This window comes from Carboxylicivirga sp. (genome assembly GCF_982718395.1).
Genome location: NZ_CEXQWX010000001.1, coordinates 1 through 15,602, shown reverse-complemented (window position 1 = coordinate 15,602; position 15,602 = coordinate 1). Strand labels below are relative to the sequence as shown.

At 36.4% G+C, this 15,602-nt stretch carries 13 protein-coding genes; 9 read left to right on the top strand and 4 right to left on the bottom strand.

What is annotated here, in order from left to right:
* The first annotated feature begins 24 nt into the window (after positions 1-24).
* Together AC4MRQ_RS00065 and AC4MRQ_RS00060 are read left to right on the top strand one after the other, a co-directional pair.
* Positions 25-1,131, top strand: a complete 1,107-nt coding sequence (locus tag AC4MRQ_RS00065; protein WP_491195580.1) for an Mrp/NBP35 family ATP-binding protein — start codon at positions 25-27, stop codon at positions 1,129-1,131.
* Positions 1,132-1,138: 7 nt separating this feature from the next.
* Positions 1,139-1,384, top strand: a complete 246-nt coding sequence (locus AC4MRQ_RS00060) for a NifU family protein (RefSeq protein WP_491195579.1) — start codon at positions 1,139-1,141, stop codon at positions 1,382-1,384.
* A gap of 101 nt (positions 1,385-1,485) precedes the next feature.
* On the opposite strand, the gene AC4MRQ_RS00055 is transcribed toward AC4MRQ_RS00060, so the two are convergent.
* Complete coding sequence (locus tag AC4MRQ_RS00055; RefSeq protein WP_491195578.1) at positions 1,486-3,360, bottom strand: tetratricopeptide repeat-containing sensor histidine kinase; 1,875 nt, start codon at positions 3,358-3,360, stop codon at positions 1,486-1,488.
* A 167-nt stretch (positions 3,361-3,527) separates the two neighbouring features.
* On the opposite strand from AC4MRQ_RS00055, the gene AC4MRQ_RS00050 reads away from it, so the two are divergent.
* The 7 genes from AC4MRQ_RS00050 (at position 3,528) to AC4MRQ_RS00020 (ending at position 13,150) form a co-directional block, all read left to right on the top strand.
* Positions 3,528-5,126 carry an RluA family pseudouridine synthase gene (locus AC4MRQ_RS00050; protein WP_491195577.1) on the top strand — a complete coding sequence of 533 codons (1,599 nt, stop codon included), beginning with the start codon at positions 3,528-3,530 and terminating at the stop codon, positions 5,124-5,126.
* Positions 5,127-5,382: 256 nt separating this feature from the next.
* Positions 5,383-6,063, top strand: coding sequence for a DUF1361 domain-containing protein (locus tag AC4MRQ_RS00045; RefSeq protein ID WP_491195576.1), 681 nt, complete (start codon positions 5,383-5,385; stop codon positions 6,061-6,063).
* A gap of 54 nt (positions 6,064-6,117) precedes the next feature.
* Complete coding sequence (locus tag AC4MRQ_RS00040; protein ID WP_491195575.1) at positions 6,118-7,296, top strand: hypothetical protein; 1,179 nt, start codon at positions 6,118-6,120, stop codon at positions 7,294-7,296.
* Positions 7,297-7,303: 7 nt separating this feature from the next.
* On the top strand, positions 7,304-9,544 hold the full coding sequence (locus AC4MRQ_RS00035; RefSeq protein ID WP_491195574.1) for a sensor histidine kinase: 2,241 nt from the start codon (positions 7,304-7,306) through the stop codon (positions 9,542-9,544).
* Positions 9,545-9,548: 4 nt separating this feature from the next.
* Positions 9,549-10,658, top strand: a complete 1,110-nt coding sequence (locus AC4MRQ_RS00030; protein ID WP_491195573.1) for a hybrid sensor histidine kinase/response regulator — start codon at positions 9,549-9,551, stop codon at positions 10,656-10,658.
* A 169-nt stretch (positions 10,659-10,827) separates the two neighbouring features.
* The gene (locus tag AC4MRQ_RS00025) at positions 10,828-11,559 is read left to right on the top strand and encodes a hypothetical protein (protein ID WP_491195572.1); all 732 of its coding nucleotides are present in this window, start codon (positions 10,828-10,830) and stop codon (positions 11,557-11,559) included.
* Positions 11,560-11,575: 16 nt separating this feature from the next.
* Entirely contained in the window at positions 11,576-13,150 is a 1,575-nt protein-coding gene (locus tag AC4MRQ_RS00020) for a PCMD domain-containing protein (protein WP_491195571.1), read from the top strand.
* A 135-nt stretch (positions 13,151-13,285) separates the two neighbouring features.
* Here AC4MRQ_RS00020 and cysC read toward each other — a convergent pair whose 3' ends face one another.
* From cysC to AC4MRQ_RS00005, 3 genes are all read right to left on the bottom strand, one after another.
* Positions 13,286-13,906 (bottom strand): adenylyl-sulfate kinase, encoded by a 621-nt coding sequence (cysC, locus tag AC4MRQ_RS00015; RefSeq protein WP_491195570.1) that lies wholly within the window; start codon positions 13,904-13,906, stop codon positions 13,286-13,288.
* Between the two features lie 86 nt (positions 13,907-13,992).
* The gene (locus tag AC4MRQ_RS00010) at positions 13,993-15,102 is read right to left on the bottom strand and encodes a sulfotransferase family protein (protein ID WP_491195569.1); all 1,110 of its coding nucleotides are present in this window, start codon (positions 15,100-15,102) and stop codon (positions 13,993-13,995) included.
* Between the two features lie 78 nt (positions 15,103-15,180).
* Positions 15,181-15,602: hypothetical protein (locus AC4MRQ_RS00005; protein WP_491195568.1), on the bottom strand; the 422-nt coding region annotated here is incomplete at its 5' end.

The window sequence follows — 15,602 nt, the reverse complement described above, 5'->3', positions numbered from 1 at the left end:
TACAAGGTTTAAATAAAGATAAGCATGGAATACTATCCAAATCTCATATTAGATGCATTAAAACATGTTGAGCATCCCGGCAAAGGCAAAGACATTGTGTCGCTTGGAATGGTTGAGGATGATATACGTATTGATGGAAAACGAATCAGTTTTAGTTTGTTGTTTGATAGAGCAAACGATCCTTTGGTTGGATCTTTAAAAAAGGCCTGTGTACAGGCTATCAAAACATATATTGACGAAGCTGCTGAGATTGAAGGTAATATCTATGTTAAAATAAAGCCAAAAGAAAAACCTATTGTACAGAAGGCACTACCAGAAGTTAAAAACATCATTGCCGTAGCATCCGGTAAAGGTGGAGTTGGTAAATCAACAGTTACCTCAAACCTGGCTGTAGCCTTGGCTAAAGCAGGTTATTCTGTCGGATTGCTGGATGCAGATATTTTTGGCCCATCGGTTCCGATCATGTTTCAAACCGAAGATGCTAAACCTGTGCTTGAAAAGATTGATGGTAAAGATAAAATCATCCCTGTTGAAAAATATGGCGTTAAAATGCTTAGCATCGGCTACTTTGTAAACCCTGATGATGCATTAATATGGCGGGGTGCCATGGCGACCAATGCCATTCGTCAGTTAATTAACGATGGAAACTGGGGGGAACTGGATTACCTATTAATTGATCTGCCTCCGGGAACAAGCGATATTCATTTAACCATCGTACAAACCATTAGTATCACAGGAGCTGTAATTGTATCAACCCCACAAAATGTGGCGCTAGCGGATGCTGTTAAAGGTGTAAGCATGTTCCAAAGTAAGAATATCCAGGTACCGGTATTAGGTTTGGTTGAAAATATGGCTTGGTTTACCCCTGCTGAATTACCCGATAACAAGTACTATATCTTTGGAAAAGACGGAGGTTCAAAACTGGCAAATAAAATGGGTATACCATTATTGGGACAAATTCCGCTTGTACAAAGTATTCGCGAAGGAGGAGATAGCGGAGAACCAGCCGCACTTAATGAAGGCTCTGTAACTGGTTTAGCATTTGCCGAATTAGCTCAGAAGGTTGTTGAGCGAGTGGAAATACGAAATGCCACTATGCCGGAGACGAAAATTGTAGAAATGAAGAAATAATTTGGTCATGGGAGAGAATAAAACGCAAATTACGCAGCAAGTAGAAGCTGCTTTGGAGGAAATTCGTCCTTACCTTAAGGGAGATGGAGGTGACATCAGCCTGATTGAAATAACAGAAGATTACATTGTTAAAGTAAGACTTGAAGGCTCTTGTGATGGATGTCCGTTAAGCATGCAAACGCTTAAAGGTGGTGTGGAAATGGTTGTTAAAAAATCAGTTCCTCAGATTACAGAAGTTATTGCAGTAGAATAAAATATTAATGCAGAAGGTAAAGATCAATTGCCTTCTGCAATATATTTTGTATTAGCCGGGATTTACTCAGGCATTTTTAATATTAGGCGACTTTCAGGAAACTAATTAAGTGTCATATATGGTACCTTAAACACTACTCTGGTACCTTGCTTGCCATACATTGAGAGATCTTCAATTTTTAATGTTACTGAATTTGAGTTTTCTTTTCCATTTAGAAGGCTTAATCGCTCACGGGTTAAACCTACTGCCACAGATTTATGTTTTTTATTTTTACCCTTTCCTGCCTTGATTGAGTTTTTAATGCCTATTCCGTTATCTTCGATTGAGAACTCCAATACATCCTCATTTTTTCTTAAACTCACATTAATATAGCTTCCACTTTTAGTTAGCTGGCCGTGTTCAATCGCATTTTCTATAAACGGTTGTGTCAACATGGGTGGTACCAACACTTCATCAAGTTTAATTTTTTCATCAAACTCAATACTATAATTGATCTGGTTTTCAAACCGTTTATTTTGCAGACTCATGTATTTGTCCAGAATTTCCTTCTCCTTTTTTAAAGTAATATACTCTTCTTTAGCATATTGAAGAACCAATCGCATTAACCCAGAAAAGTCAGCCACAAAATCTATAGCATCCTCCTTATTGTTCTCCATTATAATACATTGCAATGCCGATAAAGAATTAAAAATAAAATGAGGATTCATCTGAGATCGAAGTACCTTTTGCTCCATGGCTGTCTGGCGCTGTCTTTCTTTTATTTTTAGCACGTACACCCAAATCAAAACAATGACAGTCAACATCAAAAACACGATGGTGACACCCCACATATACAGTCGGTTACGTTCTTCTTTTGATCGTAACAAAAGAAGTTCCTTCTGACTTTTTTCAGCATGGTATTTTTTCTCCAGTTCGAGCACCTTATCAAATTGCTCTTCATTATAAATGGAATCTTTTAATAAATAGGAAGCCTCTAAGGCCTCATTAGCCTGCTTATATTGTCCCATTTTCTTATAGGCCTCATACAATTCTTCTAAGTTTCCTTGTTGAACTTCTCTCAATCCAACTTTTTTATTGTAGTCATTGGCTTTATTGTACGCCTTCAATGCCTCTGGCAGATTATTGCTATTAAGATACATCTCCCCTATCATACTATACGTATGAACCAGTCCCACCTTATCCTCTGTTCGATGAAATATTTCAAGAGCAACATTAAAATAATGCCTTGCTCTTTCTATTTGTACCTCTATTGAAAACAGGCGACCCAGGTTTGATGCTACAGATGCAATCCCTTTATCATGCCCAATTTTTGTATATAAATCATATGCTTCTTTGTAATGAGCTAAAGCTTTTTTATAATCCTGCTGCCTCGCTCTTATGACGGCCAGGTTATTATAAATATCAGCGACTGCTCTAGTATCATCCAGCTCCTTATATATGTCCATAGCTAGATTATAATATTCCTCAACTAACACATAGCGTTCCCATTTGCCATATATAATTCCAAGATTTTGATACGACTGTGCTATTCCCTCCTTGTTATCTGCAAGTTTCTCAAGTTCTAACGAATGTGTATATGCCACCAAAGCACTGTCAAAGTTGGCCTTTAAATAATACAATAAACCAATGTTATTATATAAAACTGCATGCCTGGATTTATCCTCAACCTGGTCAAATGCTTCTAATGATTTTTTGTAAGCCTTCAGCGAAAAATCCAATTCCTGCCTGTAATAGTAAACTTCAGCCATTAAGGAGTGATAGTACGCTTCTTTTTTCTTCTTCCCAAAGGGACATGAATCCAGGTGCTCTTTCCCCAATGTAAGAACACTATCAATATTATCAGGCACAATTTGGGTCAAATGGTTCATTCGATTGAGCCATTGCGATTTCTCTTTTGAATCAATTCCCTGACTGAATCCACTATGTGGAAGGGAATAAATAAAAACAATCGTAAAGAAGTAACGGAGAATATGCATTGTAGATATTATGAGTCATCAAATTTAACACATTTTTTTAATAGATTGATATTCAACTTCAACACTCATAAAACCATAAATCCAATCATACACATTGATTTAATGACTTTTTACAAATGCTTGAAAAAACTGATATTTGCTCAATAAATAATTTGATCACTGTTAGAATGGAGTGTTTCATTCCCTTACCAAATATTAACATCAGGAATTTACCTTCTGAGTTCACTAATCCTTTTGATTACGAACCTCATCAACTATGTATTGAAGCACTGGAGCATTTGAAGGATAACTTACCTGTCTCGGTTAAAATGCCTAAGGGTAAAATGTACGGCGTTCTGATTGTCAAAAACCAACAAGGGACAATTGGTATGCTCGTTGCCTATTCCGGCAATGAAAAAGAAGCAAATTCAGCACTGCCATTCGTCCCTCAGGTTTACGAGATTACTAACCCCAATGGTTTTTTTCGGAAGGCAGAAGTGGAACTAAATCAAATTAATGCGAAGATAAAAACACTGGTTGACTCTAAGGTTTTGGATAAAATTCGAAAGCAATTAGATGATAAGAAAAAAGAATCGCAACGTTTGATCGACAATGCAAAATCAGAACTTAAAAAAAACAAGCTGATACGCGATGAAAAGCGTAAACAGCTAAGCAATGAGGATGAGCTTGCCAAGCTTATTAAACAAAGCCAGCGAGAGAAAAGTGAGTTTAATAAATTAAAGAAACAATTAAAAGATGAGCTTAATTCTTTAGAAATTGAAGAAAAGAAATTTATTACTGATATAAAGTCACTTAAACAAGAAAGAAAAAGAAAATCCGCAGCTGTTCAAAAAAGAATCTTCGACAACTATCGTTTTCTAAATAGCCTGGGTGAGCAGGAAAGTGCCAGTTCAATTTTTGGTAATACCAAAAGTAAAGTGCCTCCGGCCGGTGCGGGTGATTGCTCAGCACCCAAATTATTGCAATATGCTTATCTACATCAATTAACGCCAGTTACGATGTCCGAATTTTGGTGGGGACCTTCACCAATCACAGAAATTCGTAAACATGGTTATTTTTACCCGGCCTGTAAAAGTAAGTGTGAGCCCATATTGGCTTTTATGCTTAAGGGCTTATCTATTGAAAAACAACCTGCAAAAGAAAACCTAAAAATAAAGATCATCTATGAGGATGAGGCCATTATGGTTGTCAACAAACCACCTGGTTTACTGTCCGTTCCAGGCAAAGAACAAAGTGATTCGGTTTATACGCAGATCAAGAATATGTATCCATCAATTGAAGGTCCAATAATTATACATCGTCTGGATATGTCAACTTCAGGTATTCTTCTGCTTGCTAAGAGTAAAATCATTCATGAACACCTACAAAAACAATTCCTGGAACAAACCATAAAAAAGCGCTACGTCGCCCTACTTGATGGGGTTATAAGTGAAAAGAATGGGGAAATTAATTTACCATTACGCGTTGATCTTAATGATCGTCCCCGGCAAATGGTTTGTTATGAATATGGTAAAGAAGCTATCACTCATTGGCAGGTTATCGAACAAAGAAAAAATCAAACATTGATCCATTTTCACCCACTTACAGGAAGAACACATCAGTTGAGAGTGCATTCGGCTCACAAGCTTGGCCTAAATACTCCAATTGTTGGTGATCCACTTTATGGTAAGAAATCAAATCGTTTAATGCTTCATGCTGAGCATATTGATTTTTTTCATCCAATCAAAAAAAGAAGATTATCATTCACCCAACCCATTGATTTCTAACAAACAACCAACACTCTCAATCACATATTAATTCCTCCGCCCTCCTGAATTTAATAGATTCAACTATTCATGTTCAAATATAATTTACGATCAATAGTGTAATGTGCTTGGAAAAGTGCATACTCTTAATTATTTTGTAAAAAAATAACCTATTCGCCTTTTTATTATAACATTTGACATCGATTTACTATCGGTATATAAATTTGGAGGACCAGATAACGTGAAAAAAAAACCTACACTAGTTAGCATTGTGCTAATGCTGACATTCATAAATCTTCTTGTGCTGGCATTACGTAATATTATTGTTGGCAATGATTTTTATTCATTCTTAAGATCCAATCTTTTTATAGGATCACTACCTGTAATAGTTATATCCTATTTACTATATCGGTTTAACGATAAGTTAAGCACAGTTGTTTTTTGGGCGGGTACCCTCTTATGGGTTTTGTTTTATCCCAATGCTCCTTATATGATTAGTGACCTGATTCATGATAGTCAGGATCCAGTTTCGAAGCTTAATCCTGAAATGATTAAATACGACACTTTAATTATTTTCTCTTTGGCAATGCTATCCGTTTTCTATGGCTTTTTATCTCTTAAATTGATGTTTACCCTTTTTAAGGAGCGATACAGCAAGCGGTTTGCACATATTGCCATTCATGCAACATTGATACTTAGTTGCCTCGGTTTCTATATGGGGCGCGAATTATTGTCAGCCATTAAGCTGGGTAATGGCTATCTGTATTCATGGGAAATATTCCTGGAACCTATACAAATCATTAAAATAGTATGGAAAGCTATTTGGCCTATTCAGGATAATTGGCCAGCTTACGCCATGATGGCATTATTCGGGTTAGTACAGTATTTACTTTTGGTCATTTTCTACTATGTCAATAATATTGAAGCAGCACCTGAAACAAAGTCAATTAAAGCCTGATACAACACAATTATACAAATCAACCTGAAACCAGGAATTAAAAATCAACACTTTATGAATATCAGAAGAAAAATGATCTACTTGCTCCTTTCCATGGGAGCTATGCTTTTTTTACCATGGCTTGGAGGTTATTTCTACTACGACGGTAATTTTCCTGCCGATTTTTTCGCCTACCCTGCACTTAAACCTATTGATAAGCCTGGTTTCAACTTATTAATTTTTTGCGCCATTGCAGTTGCATGTCTTGCCATGTCGGCCATTTACATAAAGCCTAAGTGGTTTGGGTTTAAAAAAACATTTCAAGAAAGCACCCCTCCATCAAAAAAAGTTAAATTACCATATTGGTTCTGGTTTGGTTTGATTTGCTGGGGAACTTCGCTAACTCTTTTAAGCCTTCACTTGAAGGAGCCAGCCTGGTTTATCCATTGGAGCGATGTACCATTATTTTGGGGAGCTGTTCTTATACTGGATGGTATTGTTTATAAGCGTTCCGGAGGGAAGTCTCTGGTTGCTCAAATTCCCCAAGAGTTAATCGGAATTGGTGTTGCTTCCATGACTGGTTGGATGATTTTTGAGTTTATGAATTTTTTCGTAGATGATAATTGGTATTATCCATGGGGTAATATTCTTGATCGAGAAGAGTTTCTTTTATATGCTTTTATTGTATCATCCGGTCTGCTACCATTAGCATTTGAGTGGTATTTATTATTTCTTACCATTCCTAAATTAGCCAATCGGTTCAAAAATGGTATTAAGATCAAATTAAACAATTCAATAAAAACGACTTTATTAGTTCTGTCGTTGATTGGAATGTTTGCTGCAGGCCTTTTTCCAAACCAGCTATTCTTTGTTTTATGGGTATCTCCACCTGTTATTTTAGCGGTTATTCTTGATAAAATTGGGGTGTGGACACCGTTCAACCCGATTTCTAAAGGTAACTGGGGACCTGTTTTACTTTCTGCCTTGACATATTTTGTAACCGGTTTTACATTAGAAGGACAAAACTATTTAAGTGCCATTCACGATGGTCAAACAGCATTGTTTACCAATGACCCGGCCTATTGGCAATACAGTCTCCCATACGTTAATGTGGCCCATGTATTTGAAATGCCAATACTTGGTTATTTTGGTTATTTGCCTTTTGGCGTTTATTGTTGGTTATGGTGGATCGCATGTGCTACGTTACTTAACATCCCTGCTAAGTTTCTTAAAGAAAACCCATTGGATTTTTAATTGATCTATGAAAAAACTGTTGTTGTGCCTGCTTCTGCTTCCTGTAATGGCGAATAGCCAGAGTATTTTATGGGATGGTAGTGTCGATCAATTATCGATTTGCGATAAAGCTGAGATATATGAGGATGCAAACGGAACACTTTCATTTGATGATATCATCTCAAATGAATATCAAAATAAATTTGAATTATCCGATAACTTAATTCTCAGCTTAGGGTACACCGATTCGTTTTTCTGGTTAAGATTTCATGTTCAAAATCAAACTAATAGTAACATTATATTGGAGCTTGCCCAGGCAGGATTACCTGTCTCTGATCTGTATTATTTGAATAAGGATTCTAAAATAAATCATATTAAGGCCGGTTATTCGGTATCGATGAATGAAAAGTTAATTAACACCTCTTTTCAGGCTTTTGAGCTACCACCCGGTGAAACAATTTGTTATATCAGACTAAATTCAAATTCTGAACCCGTACCTATTTTTCTATATGGACAGAAAGCTTTCGAAAGTCGAACCACAATGCAGAAATTGAGCTATGGGTTTTACTTAGGATTAATGATTTTTGTGATCCTGAACAATATCTTTCTCTTTATTTCTCTTCGAAAACGACTCTATCTGTTTTATGCCTTAATTGTTTTAATGTACATCTGTTACTCTGCAGCTGTAATAGATGGTTTCCTGGTTTATTTTATATCAAAACCGAACCTTAAATTCTTATACACTACTATTCCGGCCATAGGTATCGTATTGCAAACAATTTACTGTCTTGTGTTTCTGGAGGCAAAAAAATATGCTCCAAGATTATATAAGATTATACTGGGTTTCGTTGCCTACTTTGGCATTTGGATGCTTATTAAATTCTTCTTGACATTCCCAATTGTTCAACCAATAAATACGGTTAACGCTCTTATTTCGTTTTTAATAATGGGATTTGTTGGAGTCCGGGTTGGAACAAATGGCAACAAAATGGGCTATTATTTTGCGATTGCCTATTTTATATATTTTACACTCGTTGCTGTGCAAGCAATATATATCAACATAGGAAGTCCGAAATACATTGGAGGCTTAAGCTTTGTAGCCTATGCAACATTGGTAGAGGCATTTTTACTTTCATTTCTTCTTACAAAAAGATTTGAATGGGAAAAAGAAGAAATTGAAAAAGAAAAATATGCGGCTCAACTAAAGGTTATTGAAAAAACATTGGAAAATGAGAAAATAATTGAAGGACAGAAAAACGAACTGGAAAATCAGGTGGCTGCCAGAACCACTCAGTTACAAGAAATGAATCTGGAGCTTAAGGCGACAAATAGAAGAATGTTGGAGTTGAATGACTACAAAGAGTCTATGACTGCAATGATTGTGCATGATTTCAAGAACCTGTTGAATACCGTTATTTCATTTTCTGAAACGCCTCCAACAGAAAGACGCTTACAAAGTATCCATAATTCAGGAAGGTACATGCACAACCTGGTTATGAATATACTTGATGTGCAAAAATTCGAATCAGTTGAGATTAAACTTGCTCAAAGCAACCATACAATCAGCGAAGTTGTGCACGAAGCCATTGAACAAATGAGCTTTATGATAGAGCAAAAAGCGATCAACTTAAGATATCTACCCAATGAAGAATTACTCTCGCGTTATGATTATGGATTGATTTTAAGGGTTATTGTGAATATCCTATCTAATGCTGTTAAGTATGTACCTGTTAATGGCAATATTGATATAATAGCTGAAAGAAAGGATGAATTCCTTATGCTGTCAATCTCTGATGATGGAGCAGGTATTCCGCCTGATAAGATAGATCTGGTATTTAATAAGTTCACTCAAATAAATGCGCGTAAATCCGGAGCAGTTCGTTCTACCGGTATTGGATTAGCTTTTTGTAAAATGGCGATTGAAGCGCATGGTGGAAAAATTGGAGTTAACTCAAAACTTAACGAAGGTTCTACCTTCTTTTTCACCTTACCTATTTTAAAAGGAAATAGTGATAACTTGTCAATTGCTAAACAGATTAGCTTTAAAGAGGAAAAAGCCGTTGACCTGTCAAATGACGAAAAAGAAATACTGAAACCGTTCATCGAGGAATTAAGCAAATGGGAGGTATATGATTTTAGCGAAGTAATTTCAATAGCAGATAAAATTGCCCTGATAAACAATAAAAACATCAATTTATGGAACAATAACTTGCTTAAGGTTTTATATAGTGGTAATGCTAAATCCTATAAGAATATCATAAGTCAATAAAATCATGTCGAAAAGTTCAACTTCTACAATATTAATTGTTGATGATCAACCAGATATTATTGATTCTGTAACTGGCTATCTTAACGGACAGAATAACTATAGATTTCTGCAAGCGGTAAATGGTCAGATGGCATGTGAAGTGGCTGAAAAAAGAAGACCTGATTTAATAATTATGGATTGGGAAATGCCACTTATGAATGGATACCAGGCATTGTTAAAAATTAAAAATAATCCTGAGATAAGCCATATTCCTGTTATCATGGCCACTGGCCGATCATCTTCGGATGACTTGGATCAGGCCCTTAATGCCGGAGCTGCCGATTACATTCGCAAACCAATTGAAAAACAAGAACTACTTGCAAGGGTAAGAACATGCCTTAGTATATCCATGTATATTAAAGAGATCAAATCCAAAAATGATAAACTAATTGATTTAAACCGGGAAAAAGATGGGTTGATAAATATCGTGGCTCATGATTTAAAATCACCACTATGCACCATAGCAGGCTTTATTGACTTAATCAAACGTGACGGAACTATTAATAAAAAACAAAGTGAATATTTATCTATCATCGATAATGCAACTAAAGATGGTATGTGTTTAATTGAAGATCTTTTAGATGTACATTCTTTTGAATACGATGATTCAAAAATTCAATTATCCGCAGTACATATTAAAGAATACATTGGTGACTGGCTTAAAACCTTTGATCGTGAACTGGAACGAAAAAAACAAAAACTAAAGCTTAATATTCAGGTTTCTAATTCACATATTAATACCGACCCATTACTTCTACAAAGGATTCTTAATAACCTCTTGTCAAATGCCATTAAATTTTCAGAAATTAAAAAGCGTATATTCATAAGTGTAAAAGAGAATCAATCTACATTTGATTTCTCAGTAAAAGATGAAGGACCTGGAATAAGTAAAGATGACCAGGAGAAAATGTTTAAACGATTTCAAAAATTAACGGCTAGACCAACGCAAGGTGAAAGTTCAAATGGATTAGGGCTGTCCATCATTAAAGCACTCACTTATAAACTAGGCGGGGAAATTATTGTTAATAGTCAACTTGGACAGGGAACTGAGTTTATTATTAGACTAAAGAAATAAGCTGGAGGCACTCTATTTTTAAATCCCAACAAATTCTCCGTTCTGTTAAAAAAATAAAGACTTCTTCCGGATTGGTGCGAAATTTGGTGATTGCCTGACCCAAAACTATTTTATTAACTACTGTGTTGAATATGCAAATAGTCATTGTTACAATTTTAACTCTTTAAGAATGCGCGCTCAGATATTTATATTATTCCTCTTTATTATACCATCCTTTTATTCAGCCAGTTCTCAAGAATTTGATCGGGGAATCATTAATCCAACTTTCATGCCCAAAGGACAATGGATGATCGGCGGTACACTATCGTATAAAACGAATAACCAGGATAATTATAAATTCCTATTTATAGAGAATTGGGATGGTAATGGCTATAACTTTAAGGTGACTCCATATTTTTTATACACTTTCAAAGAAAATACTGGTATTGGTGGTAAATTCTCATACAAAAGATCCTACACCGATATTTCTTCATTCAATATCAAAATTGACGAAAACACGGACATATCGTTAAATGACTACGAATCGATAAACCACATGTTCTACACAACAGGTTTTTTGAGGAATTATTTGGCACTTGGTGAAAACAGACGCTTTGGCCTTTATGTTGATACAGAAATTTCTTACGGATTCGGGCAAAGCAAAATTGTATCGGGTGCAGATGATAATATCAACGGCACATTTGAAACAATTAATGAACTTCAGATTGGCGTTGTTCCAGGCTTATGTGCTTTTATCAACAATAATGCTGCTTTAGAAGTATCGGTTGATGTTTTGGGTATTTCATTCCGCAACGTACAACAAGAATTTAATCGCGTTGAAACAGGATCATTAACTACATCCGGTGCTGATTTTAAAATCAACCTTTTTACAGTAAAATTTGGAGTATCCATATATTTATAAATGAGTACCCTGCTATATGAAAATATTTAAAGCTTTAAAATATCTATATCTGCTGCCAATGATAATTTTTGGTGGGTGCATCGAAAACGACATACCTTACCCGATTGTGTTTGGAGAGTTTATAACATTTGAAGTTGAACATCAGGTGGGAGAATCCATTATTAACACAGATGATAGAATTGTACAAATTAAGTTGGGAGAATTAGCCGATCCTTCAAAGGTAGAAGTTATTAATTATAGCATTACCGAAGATGCAACCATCGATCCGGAAGTAGAGGATATTATTAACCTAAGCGATAGCTTGTTGTATACTATTACAACCTATCAGGATTATTTATGGACTGTAAAAGCATCCCAATCAATAGAACGGCATTTTAGAATAGACCAACAAGTTGGCAATCAGATAATCGATCCTGAAAACTATACTGCTAAAGCGTTTATTGCTCATGGCAATGACCTCACACAGGTAAATATTATTGATCTTAAACTTGGTCCACCTGATGCAAGCTATGAACCTGATCCTTCAACCATCAATGATTTTACGAGCGATGTAGCTATTACAGTTAGTTACAGAGATATAGAGGAGCAATGGACTTTAAGCGTAGAGCATGGCGATGGAATTCCTGGCCAGGACGATGCAGATATTCTGGAACTTACTTTGAATGAGCAGGTATCGGGAAGCGAAACCATTATTACCTCCTACACAATTGATAATATTGAAGGCTTTATTGATATTAATGTCACCAAAGAAGACCTCTCTGTCTTGACCATACAGGACATTCAAATTAGTGAAGGGGCAACGTGCGAACTCAATGCTAATGATCCAATTGACCTGAGCAGTCCTAAAGAAATCGTTGTTACTGCCGGATCTGGAAGAACCAAAACCTGGAGCATAAGAGCCCATCCCGCTATTGATTTGAAAAATAAGATTTTTTCAGAATGGCATCAGGCAGGTAAAGTATGGAATCCATATTTATCTTCTGATCCAAGATACTGGTGCACAGGAAATGAAGGTGTGGTTACTCTTTCTGACAGTAACACGATTCCAATTGGTGAAAGTGGTGCACGTCTCGAAACCATCACATTGGGTGCTTTGGGAGCAATAGCCGGCACTCCTATTGCCGCAGGTAATATCTTTATTGGTGATTTTGTAACTAATATTTCCAACCCGGCTCAAAGCGTCAAATTTGGCCGACCTTTCGATGGGCGTCCCAAACAATTGAGTTGTTCTTATGAATACACTCCTGAAATTAATGAACTGGAAGCTGACGGAGTACCTATGGAAAAAGGAGATCCTGACATCGGACATATCTGGATTAAGGTACTGTATGTAGATGAGGACACCGGAGAATTTGACCCTGACACTCATTTACCTGAAGGTGCGGTCGTTATTGGAGAAGGGGAAATTATAATTGAGGGTGAACATGCCGCAGGGAGTCAGCAAACAATTGACATCAACTATCCGGTTGAATTCCTTGACAAAACGCCAACTCACCTGGCTATTGTAGCAACTTCAAGTTATTATGGCGAATTTTTCGTAGGTGGAGTTGGTTCATTACTGTTGGTGAATGAAATCGATCTGGTTTATTAGGATGTATAGTAATACACCATAATCCTTTCTACAATTGTAGGTTTGCGTAATCATCTTTTCCAAAGTTTCAAAACTTTGGAAAAGGTTAACGGTGATGGTGATAAGAGGCTAGTACCTGAATTACTTTGTCCAATCTTACCCGTGTTGAATCAGGAAGTTATCGCTTTCCAATATTCGACTTTCGATATAATTGACCACTTGCTGACATGATGAGTAGCGACTATTCAGGTGGTTCTTAACCTCAATATCAGGATTCTCCGGTGCTTCAAAATCAGAACTGATACCTGTAAAGTTTGGAATTTCACCAGCTCTTGCCTTTTTGTATAAACCCTTAGGATCGCGCTGCTCACACACTTCAATAGGTGTATTAACAAAAACCTCAACAAAATTATCCTTCCCTATAATTGACCTGGCCTTCTCCCTGTCTGATTTAAAAGGCGAAATAAAGGCAGAGATAACCACCATGCCTGCATCACTCATTAATGCAGCTACTTCACCAATTCTGCGAATATTCTCCTGCCTCCCTCTGTCACTAAAGTCAAGGTCACTATTTAGTCCCGACCGGATATTATCTCCATCCAAAATGTAAGTCCGAATGCCTTTATCCCATAAAGCCTGCTCAACATCGCCCGCCAATGTTGACTTTCCAGATCCGCTTAATCCTGACATCCATATGACCAGGCTCTTATGCTTATTCAGTTGATTACGATCTTCCTTTGTTACTTTGTGATTGTGAAATGTTATATGTCGATTCATATCTTTAAGTTTTAATTGTTAATAATTAGACCTTTAGATTTTAGTTGCAAGACACCAAACTGATTAACAGAGTGCTTACCTCTTATTTATAAGATCTCATACTTCCATTGCTCCAGAGCGAATTTCCAGTGTTCGTTGACCTTTTTGATGGTGTCTTCTGCATAGGCATATCTGTTTTTCTTATGCCCTTTTTTCTTTTGGATGTATTTCTTGATTGAATCTGATGCCTCGTTAAAGCCACTAAGGCCAAGCCTGCTATAAATATCATGTGTCAATGTATAAGGGGTTTGTTCAAAATCTTCAAATCTCATTTCGTATAGATTTCCTTCAGGAATCAGATGCTTGTCTCGTTCATAAGCTTCTGCCATTAACTGATAAACCTTAAGGATATTTTGCTCCAGTTCCTGGTCGCTGAAATCTTGCAACATTAAGGGTTTAATTACATTGCTAAAGTAATCCCTGGTTGATTCAAAAACGGTATATGGATTTCGTACCAGGTAAATGAATTTCGCATTTGGAAAGATTTCCAGCAAATGCTTAACCCTAGCTGTATGTGGTGGATTTTTTGATAAGAATCGTTTTCCTCCTGTATTGTATAAAGATGTTTTTATCAAACGGATAAATTCTTCCTTAAACAATTCTTTTTCTTCGGAAGTAATACCATTAAATAATAAATACTTATCACAATAATCCATTGTTTGCTTCGGGAAAAACCAGAAGTTATAGAAACTAACCGGCATTACGTTGCTAAAGGCAAACTCCTCTTCCTGAGGTTGATCAGGAACCAACTCAAGGTTATCTGTTGGCCGTTTATCAGGCATTATCTTACTCATAATACCCTTAAAAAAAGGCTGACCCCACACCATTGCATTTGTAAAAATGGTTTGATAAGTGGTGTTGTATCCAAACTGCTGATCTTTGGATAGTACATTATGAAGATAGGTGGTACCGCTTCGCCAATGTCCCAGAATAAATACGGGATCATCTGTCATTTCCAATGACTTAACCTTTCGATTGTAAACGCCATTTTCCAATGGTTGCGTCACACTTAAAAGTGCCGAGATTGACTTGCTCATCAGGTATTTTAGTCGAAACCCTTCGTCTACTTCCTGATTTTTGCAGATTGTTTTGAAATTACTATACCTGCTGCCGAACAACGGCGTGACAGGTAATTTGTTGAAATCCAGTTTAAGCATTGATGATTTTTTAAAAGTTCAATCACCTTAAGGCAAATTACATACCAATGCTTAAGCCTGATTATTAGGAAATGTTAATCAATCATAAAGAAGCTGAATATTGTCAATCCAGAAACGACTATCGGCAGAACCTATAAACTCTCCACCCTGATAACTTGCTGAAAATACCATAATTATATGAGTAATTGATTCTACATCGTCCGTCCATCCCTCCTCAGTATATGCAATTTTTTCACCTTTACTGTTCAATGCATAGTAAGGGTCGTCTTCTGAAATCAATCCCATGTAAGGTTCAAAACCAGTTTGCTTACTGGCATCACCATAAGTAACAGGTATTTTATAACCATTATTCCATTCATCGCTTGATGTATCGAAGCGCGTCCATGCAGTCCCAACTCTCTTCACTTTCAAATTTCCGTCACTGTCTTCAGTCCGGCTTTGTAATAACATGTATACTTCAGCTTTATCCGTTCCTTTAATATCCTGAACCCGAAAACCTC